A 20,365-nucleotide genomic window follows, 5' to 3' on the forward strand; every position below is an offset into this window, starting at 1 on the left:
CATTGATTATACAGCAGTCGTGTTTGTACTTTGAAATGTCTATTCCAACAAAGTACGTGGACATAATGGTACCTCCTTAGATATAAGATTTGGCGCTGTTGTCTTCCACAGAGAATCCGGCTGTGTAATCACGTAAATAGAAACGTCAGAGCGTTAACAAACTGATTAACAGTAATAGACGAAAAGCTGTGGTCTGAGTCACCTCGTACCAGTCAGAGCTGTAATAAAATAGACACAGATCCACAGCGCCTTAATAAATATATCAGATAGAGATTAGATTACCCAGTAGAACCTGGGAGAAAGGAAAAAATCCAATCATCAAAACTGATAATTGGATTATACGTGAGAAAATGGTTATAAATATAAAAGATTATACAAAAGTTATTAAAAATGAAACAATTTTAGACAATATTAATTTAAATTTTGAAAGTGGAAAAATATATGGCATTAAAGGAAAAAACGGTTCCGGTAAAACTATGCTTTTAAGGGCTGTTTGTGGATTGATTAATCCATCTAAGGGATGTGTTTTAATAGATAAAGAAGTTTTAGGAAAGGATATTTCTTTTCCTAAAAGTGTAGGTGCTTTAATTGAAAATCCGGGATTTATTCCGAATTATACCGGGAAAAAGAATCTTTGTATATTAGGGAAAATAAAGGGAAAAGTTACAGAAGTGGATATCGATGATATTCTTTTAAAGGTAGGGCTAAAGGATGCTGCCAACAAAAAATTTAAAGAATATTCATTGGGAATGAAGCAAAAATTAGGTATTGCAGCAGCACTTTTTGAAGATCCGGATTTAATTATATTAGATGAGCCTACAAATGCATTAGATGAAGCAAGCATAAAAGGACTTAGAAATATTTTAGAAGAATATAAAAAGAGGGATAAACTTATTATTCTAACCTGTCATGATTCTGATGAATTAAATTTTTTATCAGATGAGATTATAAAAATAGAAAATGGGAGAGTGAAATTATGAAAAAGAAAAAGATTTTAATAATTTTGGTTTTAATTTGCATATCAATATTGTATTTTATGCAATGTTTCAAAGTTAATAAAGCTTATCCGGCTCCTGAAATTGTAAATGTAAAAAAAGGCGACAGTGTAGATATTAATGGTTTAAGTTATAAAGTATTAGGACATGATTTAAAGGATATGGAGGATTTTAAAAAACATATTCCAACTTATGCTAAATATGATGATGTTTTTTCTTTAAAATGTGACTATAATATTTTGATAGTTGATCTGGAAGTAAAAAATAATACTAAAAATAATTATAGTTTTCAGATTTATGATATTTGCATTGAAAGCTGTGGATTTACCAATGGAGTCAGCGATGATTATGAATTTGAAAAAGAAGAAGATAATCAAAAAAGTTTTGATATAAAACCCGGTGAATCAGTCAAAGTAAAATTAACATATTCTCTTGCTGAGAAAATGTTTAATAAAAGCATATGGGAGAATATTGAAAATACAAAATTTGTTTTAGTGCCGTCACTTTATCCCAAAAATGTGAGAATGGAAATATAGTAATTTTACATAAAATAAAAAGCTTCTTTAAGCAGAGATTATTGGTGAAAATCTTTCTGCTTATAGAAGCTTTTTTGAACGACAGGTGGCACAAAGTGCCACTGCGTTCATGAGGAAGTAGCGAAGCGGATTTAAGAATGTCCGCTTTACTTGTGGAGACAATATCAACTTTGCAAAAAAAATCATTATATGTATAATAATATAAGATTTTACATTTATAAAAGAATAAGAAAATAAATGAAAAATACCGATTTTGAGAAATAAATACCCATTTTTATGAAGCAGAGCTTATAAAAGATTGATGAATATTTATAAATTTACCGATTGAAAAAATTAAAACTTCAAAGGATTTGGGACTATAATTTTGCTTTTTTAGTAAAAGGTTAAAGCTAACTTTAAGATAAAAGGAGATAAGAAAAAATGACTAGAGACTTAACCAAAGGAAGTATTTTTAATAATCTGATTATTTTTGCGATTCCTTATTTAATTGCCTGTTTTTTGCAGACTTTTTACGGAATGGCAGATCTTTTTATTGCAGGGAGGCTTTATGATGCATCCGTAATATCTGCCGTTTCTATAGGCAGTCAGGTTATGCATATGATAACAGTGGTTATAGCAGGTCTTGCCATGGGAAGTACTGTTAAGGTAAGTATGGCAATGGGGGCAAGGGAAGATAAGGATATAAAAAAGGCCATTGGAAATACGGCAGGTATATTTATTATTTTTGCCTTTATACTTACCATAATATCTCTCTTGGGAATGGATTTTATATTATCGATGTTACAAACTCCTGAAAAATCCCTTTTGGAAGCAAAAAAATATCTTTTTGTCTGCTGTCTTGGTATACCTTTTATTGTGGCTTACAATGTGGTTAGCAGTATTTTTAGGGGATTGGGAGACACAAAAACTCCTATGATATTTGTATTTATTGCAGGAATTATAAATATAGGACTTGATTTTATATTAATGGGTATTTTTAATATGGGAGCTATGGGAGCAGCTTTTGCCACAGTTTTAGCTCAGACCATAAGTGTAATATTATCCATATTGTCCCTAAAAAAAATCAGGCTTTTATCTAATATGAAAAAGGAAGATTTCAGATTTGATAAAGGAATAGTAAATAGCATTATTCATGTGGGGGTTCCAGTTTCACTTCAAGATGGGATTATTCAGGTTGCATTTTTAATAATTACAGCCATTGCAAACAGCAGGGGGCTTGTGGCATCTGCCAGTGTGGGAATTGTGGAAAAAATAATAAGTTTTCTATTTTTAGTGCCTTCTGCCATGCTTTCTTCCATATCAGCCATAGCAGCCCAAAATCGCGGTGCAGGATTTCATGACAGGGGAAGGAAAACTTTGTATTATGGTATGATAGTAGGAATGGTTTATGGACTTATAGTTTCGTTAGCCTGCATTGTGTTCGCTACACCGATTTTAAGAGCCTTTTCCAGCCAGGATGAAGCAGTAGTGGTTGAAGGAGTAAGCTATTTAAAATCCTATGTATTTGATGTTGTTTTTGCTTCCTTTCATTTTTGCTTTTCAGGATATTTTTGTGCCTATTCAAAATCGGGAATATCATTTTTACACAATATATTATCAGCAGTTCTGGTGAGAATTCCAGGGGCATACTTAGCATCAGTTTATTTTACGGATTCTCTTTTTTATATGGGGCTTGCCGCACCACTGGGTTCAATTTTTTCAACCTTAATTTGTATAACAGCTTATGCGATTTGTCTAAAAAAATGGAAAAATGACAGTAAAATTTTTTAGTTTTTAGTCGATATTTTCTTTGTGAACGCGGTGTAAGCAATCCCCCGCTTCAAAAGCGTAAGCTTTAAGCGGGGGTATAAGCTTACTAGTGTCAGAAGGGGGTAAAGCCCCTTCTGACAGGTGGCACAAAGTGCCACTGCGTTCATGAGGAAGTAGCGAAGCGGATTCCGAATGTCCGCTTTACAAGGGAAATTCGGGGCGCTTAATATTGGCGGAGATAAAGGATGAAAACAGATATAAAAGATTACATTTTTGCTATAGTTACATTTGTGATATGTGTAGTTATTTCCATAGTTGGTTTTATTCTTTCATATCAAAACTTTGAAAGGGAAACCAAAAATTACATAAAGAAAGTCGAAGAAAGTAAATTAGAAGGTATTAACAGGGTAGTTTCAGGCTATTATAATCTGGCTGAAGCTCTTAGTGTTGTTGCCTTATTAGATGAAGATCTTGATAATTTTGAATTAATAGCAAAACACATAGTAGAATACAAATCGGAAAATGATGCTGATGTGGCTAGTTATCTAAGTGCTGCAAGCATGGTATTTCTTGCACCACAAGGAATTGTTAGCAAAACCTATTCTTCCGGAAATGTAAAATTTTCCCTTAAAAATATTAATCTTTATACCTATCAGTATTTGCATGATTATGTGAATTATTCGGTAAAAAACAAGTTGCCGGCTGCTACAGGTAAGGTTTTAATTAATTCCCAAAATGATAATAAAGATGGGGCATTTGAAGCATTTTTGATAATTATGCCGGTGGTTAATAAAGAAAATGAAATATGGGGATTTGCAGGCGTTGTGGTAGATTTCAATGCCTTTGTTGAGTTGTGTGATTTTTCAACCATTACAACAGAAACAAAAACGGACTTATATGAAAGAAATGAATATGACTATGCTCTTTACATAGAAAATGATGAAAAAGATAAAAATGTAGGTGTAGTGTCTTATTCAGATGAAAAATTGCTTAACTATAGTTATGATGATGAAAGATATATTACTTCCCAGATTAGTTTTTCTGATAAAAAATGGATTCTTGCAGTTACTCCTAAAGATGGAATCTGGGCTTCTACTACATTTCTTAGAGTTGAAGCAATTGTATTTTTATTTATCAGTATTCTTATCACTATTATTACTAATCTTTTAATATCTTATAAAAAGCAAAATAGTGAAAATTTAAAACTGTCTTACAGGGATGCTTTAACAGGACTCTTAAATCAAAGGGCATTTATGAGAGATTTAAAGGAACTTGAAAAAAAGGGTTCTTATTTTGGCGTTATGTTTGTTGATCTGGATGAATTTAAGAAAATTAATGATGATTATGGTCATGCAGCAGGTGATGAGGTATTAATAACTACTAGTAACCGTGTAAAAGAGGTTTTAGGGGAAGAGGGAAGAGTCTATAGAATAGGTGGAGATGAGTTTACGGTTATTATAGAAGTAGACCGGGACAGGGAATATTATATTGAATTGATTGAAAAAATCAGAAATCTTGTTACAAAAAGTATAGTTATAAACGGGGAAGAGATAGAAACAGATTTAAGTACCGGATATGCAAGATGTCCCTATGATGGAAAAAATTACGAAGAAATATTAAAAGTGGCGGATGATGCCATGTATAATTCTAAGGGCAGCAAGAAGATGATTAAGAAAAATACCGGAAAAGATGTGGTAACAGGACTTATTATGATGGATACCTTCAGATATGTTGCGCCTCAGATTATAAGCAATATGTTTAAGAAAGGCAAACAGGAGGATGTAGTATTAGAACATATAAATATTCGTGGATTTGAAACCTATAATGAACTAAACGGTTATCCAAAAGGCTATAAATTTTTAAAATACATTGCAGATGAGATTATTGGGCTTTTCCCGGACAGATTGTGTACCAGAAGATCTGAAAATAATTTTATCGTCATTTTATATAAAAATGAGGCAGAGTTATTAATCAGGCATCTGAATGAATCCATTAGAAATCATGAGTTGTTGGACAGTGTGAGAGTTCAGGCTGGTATATATGTAATAGACAGCCTTGAAAACTTTGATATAAATAAAGTATGCAACAAGGCACGAATAGCCTGTGATTATATCAGGGATAAAATCAATACTGATTATGAGTATTATACCTACGAAATGGGTGAAGAAGTACACGATGTAAATATGATTTTAAGTAATTTTGAAAAAGCACTTAAAAAGAAGGATATTAAGCTTTATTTCCAGCCTATTATGAGAACAATTTCCGGAAAGGTGAATTCTTTGGAGGTTTTATCAAGATGGTATTTTTCCGAGGATAAAATACTTCAGCCAAAAGAATTTATAGGTGTTCTTGAGCAGTTTAAGCTTATACATCACCTTGATTTATATATTCTTGAGGAAAGCTGTAAAGTATATTCCACAGCAAAAGCCAAGGGTGATGACATGCCTTCTTTTTCAATTAATTTTTCAAAAGTTGATTTTGAAATATGCGACATATGCAAATATATTGAAGAGATTACTGACATGTATAATGTTCCAAGAGATGTTGTAATTATTGAAATTGCGGAAAATTCCCTTGGAGATGAAAAAGGTCTTGTGGGCCTTGGCATCAAGAGATTAAGAAGCGGTGGCTTTAAGATACATCTTGATGATTTTGGAAGCGGTTTTTCTGTATTGAATGTATTAAATGAATATGATCTTGATGTTATTAAGCTGGATATGAAATATATGAATGATGTAATTAATGACGGAAAGGCAAAAAAAATATTATTATCAATGGTGGATATGGCAAAACATCTACAGGTACAGACTCTTTGCGAAGGTGTTGAAACAAGTGAACAGTTTGAGTTTGCCAAGAGTATTGGATGCGATTTTGTTCAGGGATTTTTATCAGGAAAATCAGAGCTTTATGAAGATATGAATTATGACATTATAAAGGGGATATATGACTTAGAAGATTTGGAAACAAAATCCTACTATGATGATATAGGAAGAGTTAATTTCCAAAGTTTTAATCCGGCAGTTGCATTTTTTGCCGGGGAAGAAAAGGATATCAATATTATGTCAATGGCCATTATTGAAGTTTTAGAAGATAATGTAAGATACCTTTATACCTCGCCTCAATATCTTAAGCTTATTTCTGATATGGGTTATAACAGCATGGACATGGAAGAAATGCAGGAAGTACTTAAGAAGAAAATTGGAGAAAGAAAAGAGATTTTAGAAAGATGTAAAAATGCTGATAAATATGAAGAACTGGACTTTTTGGATTATATCGGTACAGATCTTACCTTAAAGATAATTGCTGTAAAAATTGCAGAAAACAGTATAAAAAATGCTCATGCATTTGTAGTATTTGTGGGAAACAATTAAAAATGTCATAAACCTTGATTTTCTAACAGAATAAATATATTCTATATAGTATATTGAGAAAAAACAGATTGGAGAGAAAATAATAATGATTAAAGATGAATATATGGAATTGTACAGACATTCCCTGGCTCATGTACTTGCAAAAGCAGTTATTGAAATATTTGGAAAAGAGAATGTACAATATGCCATAGGACCACAAATTGCGGATGGTTTTTATTATGATTTCGTTCTTCCAAGAACAATTAATCAGGATGATTTTGCTCAAATTGAAAATAAGATGCGTGAAATCTTAAAGAGAAAAGAAGTATGGACAAGAAAAGAAGTTTCAAGAGATGAAGCTTTAGAATTGTTTAAAAATCAGAAATTTAAAACAGAAACTATAAAAGATCTACCAGAAGACGAGAGATTGACTATATATTACACAGGAGATGACTATGTGGATCTTTGCAGAGGACCACATGTTGAAAATTCACAGGATCTCTTATCAGCTGCATTTAAGATCAAATCTGCATCCGGTGCCTATTGGAGAGGCGATGAAAAAAGAGATGCCCTTCAAAGGATTTATGTTTATGCATTCCCTACAAAAGAAGAATTAAAAGCTCATTTGACTCTTATTAAAGAGGCTATGGAAAGAGACCACAAGAAATTAGGACCTCAATTAGACCTGTTTATGTTTAATGAGACAGCTCCTGGTATGCCTTATTGGCTTCCAAGGGGATGGAAAATGTATAAAGCTCTTATTCAATACTGGAGAGATCTTCATATAAAACATGGTTATGATGAGATTTCAGCACCGGTTATTAACAATAAAAAATTATGGCTTATAAGTGGTCATTGGGCACATTATCAAAATAATATGTTTATTATTCCGGGAGCAGATATGACTATAGATGCAGATGATGTATTTGCTGCAAAACCTATGAACTGCCCTAATGCAATGCTTACCTTTAAAAGAACTACAAGATCTTATAAAGAACTTCCAATCAGATACAGTGAACTTGACATGGTTCACAGAAAGGAAAAATCCGGCCAGTTAAATGGACTTTTCAGAGTTCAGGCATTTAGACAGGATGATGATCATACATTTGTTATGGAATCCCAGATTGAGGAAGAAATAGATGATATCCTTTCAATTGCAGATGAGATCTATAATACTTTTGGTATAACTTGCAGAGCCGAATTTTCTACAAGGCCTGATGATTATATGGGTGACCTTGAAGTGTGGAACCAGGCAGAGGCATCATTAAAGAATATTCTTGATAAGAGATACGGAGAAGGAAATTACGAAATCAATGAAGGTGATGGTGCTTTTTATGGCCCTAAGATAGACCTTCAGATAAAAGATGCTTTAGGAAGAGAATGGCAGTGTGGTACTGTTCAACTTGATTTCCAGCTTCCTCATAATTTTGGACTTACCTATATAGCAAATGATGGCTCCCAAAAACAGCCTGTAGTTATTCACAGGGCTATTTTTGGTTCCTTAGAGAGATTTATCGGTATTCTCATCGAAAACTTCAAAGGCGCCTTCCCATTCTGGTTATCACCATACCAGGTAGGTGTTGTTCCTATCAGAGAAGAACATAACGAATACGCAAAGAAGGTAGCTGATGCCTTATCTGATATTGGTATAAGAGTTGAAGCCGATTATGCCGATAAAAATATGAATGAAAAGATTAAGGAATTTAGAAATTACAAGGATCCATACATTGTTGTAATAGGAGATAAAGAGGTTGAAGAAAATACTGTTTCCATAAATATCAGAGGATGCAAAAAGCAGCTTAAAAATGTTCCTTTAGACAAGTTTATTGAATTGTGCGATAAGATGAATAAAGAGCATACATTGGAACTTATTACACAGTTAGACTGATTTATCGTACTTTTTACATTGTGAAAGGGGTGCTTTTATGGGGGAAATAAAAAAAGAAGCTTTTTTTTCAAGTGACTACAAGTATTGTGAATATTGCGGACGACTTCTGGCCAAATCCTATAAAGGCGATTTTTGCCCCGATTGTCTTGAAAAAAATCTCTTCGGCAATGTGAAAGAATTTATTCGCAGTAATGATGTGAACGAATATCAGGTTGCAGAATATTTTGATATACCTATAAGGCGAGTGAAAAAGTGGATTAGAGAAGGCAGGATAGAGTATAAGACTACTAAAGTAAAAAAAATCGAAGGCTTAAAGTGTCAGAAATGTGGTACACCGGTAAATTTTGGAAGTCTGTGTATGTCTTGTCTAAAAAAACAGAACCGAAAGGGCTATGGTATGAACATTCAGAACGGGGACAAGGATGCAAAGATGTACTATGTAGACGAAAAAGAGCAAAAGAATAGATAAATATTTTATTTTTAAAAGGTGAAGCAGATTTTGCTTCACCTTATTTTTTGAAATATTAGTTATGCCAGTGATAAATCGCTTTCTGAAAAAACAACAATGCATTCCGGCTTCCTGGCAGGAGTATGCCAGATACTTTTTATATGTCCGATTGTAAGCATATCAATGGAACAGGAGGATTTTTTTATGGGCTTGTATTTAAGACTTAAGGTAAGAGGATTACCCTCCGGACATGCCCACAGTTCAATTTTATTTGATTTTGCCTTGTTTAGCTGTGAATAAATATATTGTATTATCATTTTTGCAGATTCATCATTATATTCCCAATCAAGATAGACACAATTGGAAAAACCGGAAATAGTTCTGCCGGTTTTGTCTTTTTTATTTGAATATATGGAAATATCTTCGTGTTTAAACTCATCTAATTCAGATCTGCTGGCAAAAAATTTTATTGTACTCATAAATTCATTCCTTTTTAAAAATAATCTTTATTACAATTATTATAATAGCTTTTATGGATTAAGAAAAGAAAAAAGGTTTATTCAGATAAAAAAACGTCAAGATTTAAATGAAAGAGGTAATGTAAAACTTGCAGTAAATATGTTATTAAAATATAATTGTATAAATAGTAATTATTTTTCAGGGGAAAATAAAAAATAATAGAAAAATATTTTGATACTATTAAAAAAACAGGAGGGAATTATGGGAAATTTCAAAGAATTTCTAAAAAGAAAGGATGTAGAAATATCTTTAAAACGCTATGGAATAGACGCATTAGGTGCCATGGCCCAGGGACTTTTTTGCTCACTTTTAATCGGAACGATAATAAATACCATAGGAAGTCAATTTCATATAGCTTTTCTTACAATGACAGTGGCCAATGTTTCAGGCATTGAATATACGGTAGGAGGCCTGGCATCAGCCATGAGCGGACCTGCCATGGCATGTGCCATAGGTTATGCCTTAAATTCCCCTCCACTGGTATTATTTTCTTTAATTACAGTGGGATTTGCTGCCAATGCCTTAGGAGGAGCAGGTGGACCTCTGGCGGTTTTATTTATAGCAATTATAGCAGCAGAAGCGGGAAAAATGATTTCCAAGGAAACAAAAGTAGATATACTTATAACACCTTTGGTAACCATAGCAATAGGTATTGGACTTTCGGCTCTTTTAGCTCCGGCTCTTGGAAATGCGGCCATGACAGTTGGTAATGTAATAATGTGGGCTACAAATTTACAGCCGTTTTTAATGGGAATAGCAGTTTCTGTACTGGTGGGAGTTGCTCTTACCCTTCCTATTTCCTCAGCAGCCATATGCGCAGCATTAGGTCTTACAGGTCTGGCAGGAGGTGCAGCCTTGGCAGGCTGTTGTGCCCAGATGGTAGGATTTGCCTTTATGTCTTTTAAAGAAAATGGCTGGGGAGGAGTTATTTCTCAGGGAATCGGAACTTCCATGCTTCAAATGGGAAATATTGTAAAAAATCCTAAAATTTGGATAGCACCTATTGTTGTTTCAGCAATCACTGGTCCTATAGCAACCTGTATTTTCAAGTTGGAAATGAATGGCGCTGCAGTGGCATCAGGGATGGGTACTTGCGGTCTGGTAGGCCAGATTGGAGTCTATACAGGCTGGATGAATGACATAGAAGCCGGCACTAAAGCTGCCATTACAGGATTTGACTGGGCCGGACTTATTATAATTTCGTTTATACTACCGGCGATTCTTTGTCCTCTTATAAATGGTGGCTTAAAGAAAATAGGCTGGGTAAAAGAAGGAGATATGACCTTAGAAAGATAAACATAGTGGGAGGAAAAAAATGAGACTATCAGGAAAAACAAAACTTATGGGGCTTTTAGGAAGTCCTGTTTCCCATAGCATTTCACCGGCAATGCATAATAAGGCTTTTGAAATTTTAGACCTTGATTATGCCTATCTGGCTTTTGATATAGGAGTAGATGACCTGGAAAATGCTGTGGAAGCAATGAAACTTTTAAGAGTAAGGGGATTTAATTTAACAATGCCAAATAAAAATCTGGTTTGTAAATATGTTGATAAATTATCCCCCTTATCCAGAATAATAGGAGCCTGTAATACAGTTACCAATGACGATGGAATTCTTACGGGAACTACAACTGATGGTGCAGGCTATATGAAAGCGGCAAAAGATGCGGGATTTGACCTTACGGGAAAGAAAATGACTCTTTTGGGAGCAGGAGGTGCTGCTTTGGCGATTTTAGCTCAGGCAGCTTTTGACGGTCTTAGTGAAATTTCTGTTTTTAATATCAGGGATGCTTTTTTTGAAAAGGCTGAAAAAATTGTTGCAGATTTAAATAACGAGACAAAATGTAAGGTAAATTTATACGATTTAGAAGATGAAAATGTATTAAACAGGGAAATTACCGATAGTTATATACTTACCAATGCAACCTCGGTTGGTATGGCACCTAATACAGATAATTGTATAATAAAAGATGATTCTATATTTAACAGTGAACTTATAGTGTCAGATGTTATTTATAATCCAAAAGAAACAAAGCTTTTAAAAATGGCAAAAAACAAAGGCTGTAGAACTTTTAATGGTATGTATATGCTTTTATATCAGGGGGCAGAGTCCTTTAAAATCTGGACAGGAGAAGAGATGCCCGTAAAAGAAATAAAAGAATTGTATTTTTCACAGGAGTAAAAATGAATAATTTAAATATTTTTTTAATTGGATTTATGGGGAGCGGAAAATCCACCATTGCAAAAAAGATCTATAAAAAATATGGATATAAGCTGGTGGAAATGGATGAGCTTATAGAAAAAAATGAAAATATGACCATAAATGAGATGTTTGAAAAATATGGCGAAGAACATTTTCGTAACATAGAAAGTAATACCCTTATTGAAATGTCCAAAGAAAACAATCTTGTGGTTTCCTGCGGTGGCGGAGTGGTATTACGAAAAGAAAATGCTGAATATATGAAAAAAAACGGAGTTGTAGTATGGTTAAATGCCTCTGCCAAAAGCATATATGACAGGATTAAAAATACTGATAACAGACCCCTTTTAAAGGGTAATATGAATGAAGAGTATATAAAGGAACTCATGGATAAAAGATATGAAAAATACAAAGCCTGTGCAGATATTGTAATTGATACTGACAGGAAAAAACTTATGGAAATTGCTGATGAAGTAATTGAGAAGGTTAAAGCAAGAAAAAAATAAGCTAAAGGAAAGCTGCCCTGAGGTGGCTTTCCTTAAATTTTTTTCTGTTGACAAAAATTTTTCATGACTATATACTGTCAAAGTGGCTTTTTTCTTAAGCCAAAGTCTTAATAATGCTCGGATTATTTATCTTTAAAAGGGTATTTCATTTTCAATATTCCCAATGAAAAAAATAAAAGGAGGAAGAATTATAGAAAGGAAACAATTAATAAATGATATTTATTTGTATAAAGGAGAAAATAAAGAAGTTTTTTTTATAGATGGAAATAAGGGTTTTTTAAATAAAAGCAGGGAATCAGAAGTTTATAAGGCCTTTAATAAAAAAACAAATGAAGAGTTTATTGCAAAAATAATAACAAGAATTTCACCGGATATTTTCACAAAAGACTTAAAAAATTATCTGAATGTAATCGCTTTTTTAAAAGAAAATTCCAGGTCAACAAAATCAAATCTTTTGCCCCTGGTGGATAGTGGCATCATAAATATAAAAAAATCCCGTTTTTTCATAGAAATATATCCTTATTGCAAAGAAGGTTCTTTAGCAAATTTCCAGGAAAAAATCCCGGTAGAAGTTTTAAAAGAAAAGTTTATACCGGATATTAACAAGGCTTTAAAAGAAATACACGATAATAATTTTTTACACAGGGACCTGAAACCGGAAAATATCTATTATTACAAAGATTCTTATGTTTTAGGAGATTTTGGAATAATGACCAAAACGGATGATAAGGATTATGTCTATGACTTTAGCAAAAACGGTAGCTTAGGTTATATGGCTCCGGAATTGATGTCTGGGGCGGCAGTAAAAAAGTCAGACTATTATAGCTTTGGACAAACTATTTACAGCCTGTATTTTGGTAAAAGAATGTACGAAGATGTAATTAGAAAAAATCTCCATAAAGAAATACTGATAGATAAATTAAACTATCTGATGATAAATGACATTTATCCCGGTCTTGAAAAAATAAGGGATAAAGACGCCAGTCTGAAAGAATTGTTAAAGGGACTTCTTAGTTATGATCCGGGAAACCGGTTTTCTTATCAGGAGGTAAAGCGCTGGGAAATGGGGGATACTATTTTATCGGATAAAAGCTCTAGGGAAAATCAGTTGGCAATAAATGAAATGATAAAATGTCTGTTAAAGAATGAATTATTGGAGGAATATTTTGAAGGCAGGGAAGAAAAGCTTATAGAAAACAGAATTGATAGTGAAAAAAAGAGAATATTAAATTCCTACAGATTTGTAAACAAAACTCAAAAAGATGTAAAGAAATATTTTACATCAAATAGGATTATTGATGGATTTTTTAAAACATTTCCGTACATTATGTTGATAACTGCCTGTATTACAATTATTTACATGAATTTATCCCTGATAAGCCCGGAAATTTTGAAAAAAATAATCATTGTTCAAATAAGTTATTGAAAATTAATAAAAGGAATGATACACTACTTGAGTGAGAATTATTTTCTATTAGTCTTAAAGACAAGTCTGTATGTAAAAATTGCCACCCTTCGGGGTGGCATTTCCTAAATAAAAACTTTTTTATAAAAAAATAAAGCGCCTTACTAAAGACGCATTTATTTTAAAAATCATTTATTCATTTGCTCAATACCGATAGTAAAGTTTTCCATTTGAGCTTCGGCAACTTCTAAAATGTCTTTGCTCATTTTCATAGTGAAGTCAATCATAGTGTTTGCCGCTTTCATTTCTGAAACTCCGGGAATAAGGTCTTCATCCAAAATCTGCGATGAAGCATTTGATGTATTTACATTAGCTGTTTTTGCTACGTTTGAGGCACTATGTAAAGCACCGTAATCAAAACCTCCTCCTATTGGAGAAATTCCAGTCATAATCTCGTCTCCTTTCACTATACCTTGAAATATTCAAAATGTTCATTTTTGGTTAGTTTTTCTTGTTTTTTAAGATTTAGTTTATGCAAGTTAAACCTTTTAGTGTTATACTGACATAGGTTACTAGTTACAGTATAAATGGATTTAATTACCAGTGCAATTAAAAAACCTGGTATTCGTCTTAAAAAAATATAAAAAATAATAAAGGAAAATATGAGATAACTAATAAGTAAAACGTATTGATTAGTTGGAGGTAAAGTTATGAAAATACCCGCGTGGATGATAATAGATGTATTTTGCTTATTGATTTTATGCTTTATCCTGCAAAAACAAAAGGCATTAAAAATAATGAAATTCAAGGAATTGCTGGAATACTATTTTATAGTCGTTGTTACCATGGCTGTTTTTTTGGCAGATTTATTAGCCCAAAGTTGCGTTTATTATTTTAATGATCCGGAAGTGGCTGTTACGGCAACCTATGTAAAATATATTATTATGCCCCTTACCATACCTTCATTTTTTGAATATATAATATCGCAAATGCAAAAGAAACCCCTGATAAATGTAAAATATATCAGGGTTATAGAAGCAATATTTATGTTTACTGCATTATTTATAGTTTTAGTATCCATTTTTAACGGATGGGCCATACGATTTAATGATAAAGGAGAAGTATATGAGGGTAGTAAATTTAAGGTATTACTCTTCCTTTTGTTGTTTTTAGGGGTATTTTTAGAATTGTTTGTTTTTCTTCATAGAAAACACTTTGATGCCCAGCATGTAAATACTTTGATTGTTTTTAGCATACCCCCGGCACTTGGAGCCATATTATATACAATTTCCACTCAATATCCTTTTTTTGCCATAGGAATAACCTATTCTTTAATGGTAACCTATGTAAATATTTTAAACAGAAACTCGGAAGTTGACTATCTTACAAGGGCATATAACAGGCAAAAATTTGAACTTGTTTTGGATGATATGATACGAGAGGCTTCAAATGAAGACTTTACATTTGCCGTAATGATGATTGACATAAACAAATTAAAGGAAATAAATGAATGCTTCGGAAACGAAGTTGGAGATGAAGTGCTTATTGAACTGGTAAGAGTACTAAATAGTAATATAAGAAAGACTGATTTTATCAGTAGAGTAGGTGGGGATGAATTCTGTGCTATAATTAAAAATAACGATTACCAGGAACTGGATGCTTTGGCAGAATCTATAAAAAATCAGATAAATAAATACCGGATTGATTCAAATCCCGGTTTTAAAATATCTGTGAGTATTGGTTATGATATATATGATACAGAAAAGAAATTATCCGCAAGGCAGTTTATAGGAATGGTTGATTGGAAAATGTATGCGGATAAGGAAAGAAGTATGGGGTAAATCTTATTAAACCATTATTTTTGGGAGGGAAATAAGTGTCTTTTATTGAATTTAAAAATGTAAAAAGAGAATATAAAACCGGAGAGGTTGTTATAAAGGCAGTTTCTGACTGCTCATTTGCCGTTGAAAAAGGAGAATTGGTGGTTATTCTGGGCCCATCCGGGGCTGGAAAAACCACCCTTTTAAATTTACTGGGAGGAATGGATAATGTTACGGACGGTGAAATATTCGTAGATGGAAAAGAAATCTCTAAAATGGGAAGAAAAGAGCTGACCTTTTACAGGAGAAATGATATAGGATTTGTTTTTCAGTTTTATAATCTGGTGGAAAATCTTACGGCTTTGGAAAATGTGGAGTTAGCCTGTCAGATTTGTAAGGACAGTTTAGATCCCAAAGAGGTAATTAAAGAAGTTGGATTAGAGGAAAGAAAGTCTAATTTTCCTTCCCAATTATCAGGAGGAGAACAGCAAAGAGTGGCCATAGCAAGAGCCATTGCCAAAAATCCCAAGCTTTTATTATGTGATGAGCCTACGGGAGCCTTAGATTCCAATACAGGTCAAATGATTATACAGCTTTTATGTGATACCTGCAAAAATAATAAAACTACGACAATTATTATTACTCACAATCAGGCTATAGCACAGATTGCAGACAAGGTTATAAAGGTTAAAAACGGGAAAGTAGACGAGATTATTATTAATGATAATCCAAAGAATGTAGCTGATATTATTCTGTAAATAAGAATAGGGGTTGGGGAAGATGGTTTATAAAAATACATTGAAAAAAATCAAAAAATCTTTTGGTCGTTATCTGTCACTGATGATTATAGTTTTACTTGGTGTTGGATTTTATGAGGGTATAAGTCAGACAAGCTATGATATTACATCTTCTGTAAGTGAATATGCAAATTCGCAAAAATTAATGGATATTGAAGTTGTAAGTACCACCGGATTTGGAGAAGAGGATATTAATTCCTTAAGAAATCTTTTAGGGGTAAAAAATGCGGTGGAGGCTTACAGTGCAGACATTCTTGTAGATAATGGAGATTCCCTAAGAGTTCATTCTATTCTAAAAACCATGAACAAACCTGAAATCATAGAAGGAGAAAATCCCCAAAATAGTGGGGAATGTATGGCAGATTACCGTCATTACAAAGTGGGAGATACAATAAATGTAATTGAAGATAAAAACGATGCCTTAAAGCATAAAAAATACAAGGTTACCGCCACGGTAAAATCCCCTTTGTATATGGCAGTGGATTATGGAAGCACTACCGTTGGAGATGGTTCTTTAGATTCATATATTTATGTGGAGAAGGAAGAATTTGATTTAGAATCCTGTACTGAGATTTGTATCACAGTAAAAAATGCCGGAAAATACAATGGCTATAGTGAGAAATACAAGAAAAAAGTAGACGGGGTTTTAGATGATATAGAAGAGATTAAAGAAGACAGACAGCAGTTAAGAGATGATTATTTAATCGATGAATTTGAAAAAAAACTCTATTCTGAAGTTGACCCTGCCATTAGTACGGTATTTGATTATTCTGCCTTTGATGAGCCAATTGCTGAATTTGAAGAATCTGTTAATACAAAATGGCTAATTTCAGATAGAGATGATTGTATAGCAGGCTATGACGGCATTGGAAACGGAACAAATGTTATTACTCTTGTATCCAATGTTATTCCTGTGTTTTTTATAATAATTGTTATTTTAATGAGTTCAAATTCCATGGCAAGAATGATTGTGGAAGAAAGAGGGGAACTGGGCTGCCTGGCTTCCTTGGGATTTTCTGACTTTAAAATAATAACTTCGTATCTGATTTATGTATTGTCAGCTACCATATTTGGAAATGTCCTTGGCTTTTTCATAGGCAGTAGGACTATTCCGGATATAATATACGGAACCTTCAGTTTTTATTTATTGCCAAAGTTGATATTGACCTATAGTAAGACTCATTTTTATGCAATGTTTATAGTGTCAATAATTATCATGTCGTCAGTAACGGTTTTTTTTACAAACATGGAATTAAAAAATACACCGGCATCACTATTAAGACCCCTTCCTCCAAAAAAAGGTCAGAAAATATTTTTGGAAAGGCTTTCGTTTATCTGGAGTCGTCTATCTTTTTCCTGGAAAGTCACCATTAGAAATATTGTAAGATACAAACAAAGAGGAATTATGACTTTAATTGGTGTAGCAGGTTGTTGTGCTTTAATAGTTACGGGATTTGGACTTAGAGACAGTACTTTAAAGGTAGTGGACAGACAGTTTGGGGGAATTTTAAAATACGATGTAATGGCGGTTTTAACTAAGGAAAAAGATGAAATCAGTGATGATTTAAAGGAAGTGTTTGATAAGGAAGGACTTAAAAATCCCGTGCTTATTGAACAAAGTTCATACAAAGCCTCCAATAATATAAAAAGCATGGAAACCTATTTGATATCCACAAAGAATTTGAAACAATTTAATCATTTTTTTGAATTTGTGGATATTTCCTCGGGAAAAAAGCTGAAACTGGGAAAAGACAGTGTTTTTATAACCAAAAAAATGGCAAATGACCTTAATGTAAGAGTTGGAAAAAATATTACCTTGAAAAATTCTTATGGGGAAAAATACGAATTTAAGGTTGATCATATAGTTGAAAATTACATTGAAAATTATATTTATATTGGGAATCACATTTATGACGATAAATTTAGTGAAAAGATAAAAGGAAATATGGTTATTGCTGATTTTGACGGAGACTATAACGAACTTGCCAAGAAGCTTCTTGAAGAAGATGACATCGTCAATGTGAATTTTATGTCGGATCTTTTAAAGACAGCAAAGGATACGAATGTAAGTCTTGATAAAGTAATTATTCTCATTGTTGTTGTAGGTATATTACTGGTAATTGTTGTTATCTATAATCTGACTTCCATTAATATAAGCGAAAGAAAAAGAGAGATAGCAACCTTAAAGGTATTGGGATTTACGGATAATGAGTCAAACTCCTATATTTACAGGGAAACCTTTGTGACTGCCCTGGTAAGTATAATTATAGGATTGTTTACAGGAAGAATATTTTTTGGACTTGTAATGGATGTTATTGAAAGTGAAGCAATGACTTTTTTCAGGATAATAACTGTAAAAAGTTATGTAATAAGTGCTTTGATAATACTCTTTGTTAATTTTATTATGCAGGTCTTTACCTATATGAGAATGAAAAAAATAAATATGGTGGAATCGTTAAAATCAGTTGAATAAAGTCAGAAAAACGGAGAGAAGGGTATGAAAACACTTAAACGTATGTTAGTGCTTTTAACTATTGCATTTTTAATGATTATAAATAACAGCCTTGTTTTATATGCTGCCGTCCCGAAAAAAAACGAGGAGAAAGTCGGCTATTATGATTTTGCAAAAGAAAATCCCAATATTGTCATTTTAATATTTGGTATTTTTGCTTTTATTGCAATAATTAACATAATTGTTTTACATGGCTACAGGAAAAAGACTGTTGAAATATCAAAATTAAATCAGGATTATAAAAAAGCCTTAAATGATGCAGAACTTGCCAATGAAAGCAAGAGCAATTTTCTTGCAAGAATGAGCCACGATATAAGAACTCCTTTAAATGGAATCCTTGGAATGACTGATATAGCAAGGTCTGTCAACAAAAATGAAGAAGTTGAAGAATACCTTTCCAAAATAGACATTTCGGGAAAATATTTACTGGGACTGGTAAATGATATTTTAGATATGTCAAAGATAGAAAGCGGTAAAATTAGTTTAAATCCTTCGGATTACTCTGAAAAAGAGTTTGTGGAAACTATGTATGCTATAGTAAAACCCCTGTGTGATGAGAAAAAAATCAATTTTCACATAGAAAGCAATGATGAAGCTTTTTGCATTTTTGTGGACAAGGTAAGATTTAATCAGATATTTTTAAATCTATTGTATAATGCAGTAAAATTCACCCCTATAAGAGGCGATGTCACCTTAAATATCCATATGGAAAGAAAAAACCTCCATAAGGGAAGATTGACAGTTTTTGTAAGTGATACGGGAATAGGAATAAAAGAAGAGTTTAAAAAACATTTGTTTAAACCCTTTGAACAGGAAAACACTTTTACAAATGAAAACAGACAGGGCTCTGGACTTGGCCTTGCCATTACAAAAAAAATAGTTGAGCTTTTGGGAGGCAGCATAGAACTTGAATCAACAGAAGGATTAGGGGCTACCTTTACCGTAAAACTAGATGTGGATTTGGCACAGGAAGAAGAAAGTGTAATAGACGAGGAAAAATCAAAAGAAGTTGATTTAACAGGGCTTAATGTAATGGTTGTAGAGGATAATGAAATAAACATGGAAATAGCTGTTATGCTTCTTGAAAACCAAGGTGCAAAGCCTGACAGGTGCTACAATGGTATAGAGGCGGTAAATACCTTTGCAGATTCCTCGCAAGACTATTATGACCTTATATTAATGGATATAAGAATGCCTGAGATGGATGGTTTAGAGGCTACTGAAAAAATCAGAAAATTAAACAGAGCCGATGCCGAAACCGTTCCGATATTTGCCATGACTGCCAATACCTTTGAAGAAGATATACAGGCCTGTTTCAAGGCAGGAATGAATGGACATATTGCAAAACCTGTGGACGAAACGGTTGTTTTTTCAAAAATAGCAGCAGTTGTTGAAAAAAGACGAAAAATAAAAAAATTAGATTAAGATAAAAAGAAAGAACAGGTCAAAGACCTGTTCTTTCTTAAGAGTGTGTGAAAAAATGTAACTATTAAAAGTTTCAATGCAAAAACGCATTTTGTGAAAAAGTAATAAAAACTAACATCTGTTTAATTTATCGTATCGTTTTCAAAAAATTTAACCCCTAAATCGAAAAAAATATAAAAATATTGAAAAAATGCAGGAAAAATATTATAATTGTA

Annotated in this window: 16 protein-coding genes; 14 read left to right on the plus strand and 2 right to left on the minus strand. The window is 32.8% G+C overall.

Annotated elements, in window-relative coordinates:
* The first annotated feature begins 350 nt into the window (after nucleotides 1–350).
* The 6 genes from BM153_RS11625 to BM153_RS11650 all read left to right on the plus strand — a co-directional run bounded on the left by BM153_RS11625 (nucleotide 351) and on the right by BM153_RS11650 (nucleotide 8,987).
* A complete protein-coding gene (locus BM153_RS11625; protein WP_092874110.1) occupies nucleotides 351–980 on the plus strand; it encodes an ABC transporter ATP-binding protein in 630 nt (209 codons plus the stop codon).
* Nucleotides 977–1,531 (plus strand): DUF4352 domain-containing protein, encoded by a 555-nt coding sequence (locus BM153_RS11630; RefSeq protein ID WP_092874113.1) that lies wholly within the window; start codon nucleotides 977–979, stop codon nucleotides 1,529–1,531. Before BM153_RS11625 ends, BM153_RS11630 begins: the two co-directional genes overlap by 4 nt.
* A gap of 420 nt (nucleotides 1,532–1,951) precedes the next feature.
* Nucleotides 1,952–3,301, plus strand: coding sequence for an MATE family efflux transporter (locus tag BM153_RS11635; protein WP_092874116.1), 1,350 nt, complete (start codon nucleotides 1,952–1,954; stop codon nucleotides 3,299–3,301).
* Between the two features lie 224 nt (nucleotides 3,302–3,525).
* The gene (locus BM153_RS11640; RefSeq protein WP_092874119.1) at nucleotides 3,526–6,651 is read left to right on the plus strand and encodes a bifunctional diguanylate cyclase/phosphodiesterase; all 3,126 of its coding nucleotides are present in this window, start codon (nucleotides 3,526–3,528) and stop codon (nucleotides 6,649–6,651) included.
* A gap of 85 nt (nucleotides 6,652–6,736) precedes the next feature.
* On the plus strand, nucleotides 6,737–8,518 hold the full coding sequence (gene thrS, locus BM153_RS11645; protein WP_092874123.1) for a threonine--tRNA ligase: 1,782 nt from the start codon (nucleotides 6,737–6,739) through the stop codon (nucleotides 8,516–8,518).
* Nucleotides 8,519–8,555: 37 nt separating this feature from the next.
* Nucleotides 8,556–8,987, plus strand: coding sequence for a hypothetical protein (locus BM153_RS11650; RefSeq protein WP_092874127.1), 432 nt, complete (start codon nucleotides 8,556–8,558; stop codon nucleotides 8,985–8,987).
* A 59-nt stretch (nucleotides 8,988–9,046) separates the two neighbouring features.
* Here BM153_RS11650 and BM153_RS11655 read toward each other — a convergent pair whose 3' ends face one another.
* The gene (locus BM153_RS11655) at nucleotides 9,047–9,445 is read right to left on the minus strand and encodes a hypothetical protein (RefSeq protein WP_092874130.1); all 399 of its coding nucleotides are present in this window, start codon (nucleotides 9,443–9,445) and stop codon (nucleotides 9,047–9,049) included.
* Between the two features lie 241 nt (nucleotides 9,446–9,686).
* Here BM153_RS11655 and BM153_RS11660 point away from each other — a divergent pair, with 241 nt between their 5' ends.
* The 4 genes from BM153_RS11660 to BM153_RS11675 all read left to right on the plus strand — a co-directional run bounded on the left by BM153_RS11660 (nucleotide 9,687) and on the right by BM153_RS11675 (nucleotide 13,617).
* Entirely contained in the window at nucleotides 9,687–10,781 is a 1,095-nt protein-coding gene (locus tag BM153_RS11660) for a PTS sugar transporter subunit IIC (RefSeq protein ID WP_092874132.1), read from the plus strand.
* Nucleotides 10,782–10,800: 19 nt separating this feature from the next.
* Nucleotides 10,801–11,667: a shikimate dehydrogenase gene (aroE, locus tag BM153_RS11665; protein ID WP_092874135.1), complete on the plus strand. Its 867-nt coding sequence runs from the start codon at nucleotides 10,801–10,803 to the stop codon at nucleotides 11,665–11,667.
* A 2-nt stretch (nucleotides 11,668–11,669) separates the two neighbouring features.
* Nucleotides 11,670–12,191: a shikimate kinase gene (locus BM153_RS11670; protein WP_092874138.1), complete on the plus strand. Its 522-nt coding sequence runs from the start codon at nucleotides 11,670–11,672 to the stop codon at nucleotides 12,189–12,191.
* Between the two features lie 163 nt (nucleotides 12,192–12,354).
* Nucleotides 12,355–13,617 (plus strand): protein kinase domain-containing protein, encoded by a 1,263-nt coding sequence (locus BM153_RS11675; RefSeq protein WP_092874140.1) that lies wholly within the window; start codon nucleotides 12,355–12,357, stop codon nucleotides 13,615–13,617.
* Nucleotides 13,618–13,784: 167 nt separating this feature from the next.
* Here the strand turns inward: BM153_RS11675 and BM153_RS11680 are convergent, their stop codons facing one another.
* Nucleotides 13,785–14,045 carry a hypothetical protein gene (locus BM153_RS11680; protein WP_092874143.1) on the minus strand — a complete coding sequence of 87 codons (261 nt, stop codon included), beginning with the start codon at nucleotides 14,043–14,045 and terminating at the stop codon, nucleotides 13,785–13,787.
* Between the two features lie 261 nt (nucleotides 14,046–14,306).
* On the opposite strand from BM153_RS11680, the gene BM153_RS11685 reads away from it, so the two are divergent.
* The 4 genes from BM153_RS11685 to BM153_RS11700 are packed head-to-tail and all read left to right on the plus strand — an operon-like array spanning nucleotide 14,307 to nucleotide 20,150.
* Nucleotides 14,307–15,437: a GGDEF domain-containing protein gene (locus tag BM153_RS11685; protein WP_092874146.1), complete on the plus strand. Its 1,131-nt coding sequence runs from the start codon at nucleotides 14,307–14,309 to the stop codon at nucleotides 15,435–15,437.
* 35 nt (nucleotides 15,438–15,472) lie between these two features.
* On the plus strand, nucleotides 15,473–16,174 hold the full coding sequence (locus tag BM153_RS11690; RefSeq protein WP_092874149.1) for an ABC transporter ATP-binding protein: 702 nt from the start codon (nucleotides 15,473–15,475) through the stop codon (nucleotides 16,172–16,174).
* A 22-nt stretch (nucleotides 16,175–16,196) separates the two neighbouring features.
* Nucleotides 16,197–18,686 carry an ABC transporter permease gene (locus BM153_RS11695; protein WP_092874152.1) on the plus strand — a complete coding sequence of 830 codons (2,490 nt, stop codon included), beginning with the start codon at nucleotides 16,197–16,199 and terminating at the stop codon, nucleotides 18,684–18,686.
* A 24-nt stretch (nucleotides 18,687–18,710) separates the two neighbouring features.
* Entirely contained in the window at nucleotides 18,711–20,150 is a 1,440-nt protein-coding gene (locus BM153_RS11700; protein ID WP_092874155.1) for an ATP-binding protein, read from the plus strand.
* Nucleotides 20,151–20,365: the final 215 nt, after the last annotated feature.

The organism is Acetitomaculum ruminis DSM 5522, assembly GCF_900112085.1.
GTDB classification, from domain to species: domain Bacteria; phylum Bacillota; class Clostridia; order Lachnospirales; family Lachnospiraceae; genus Acetitomaculum; species Acetitomaculum ruminis.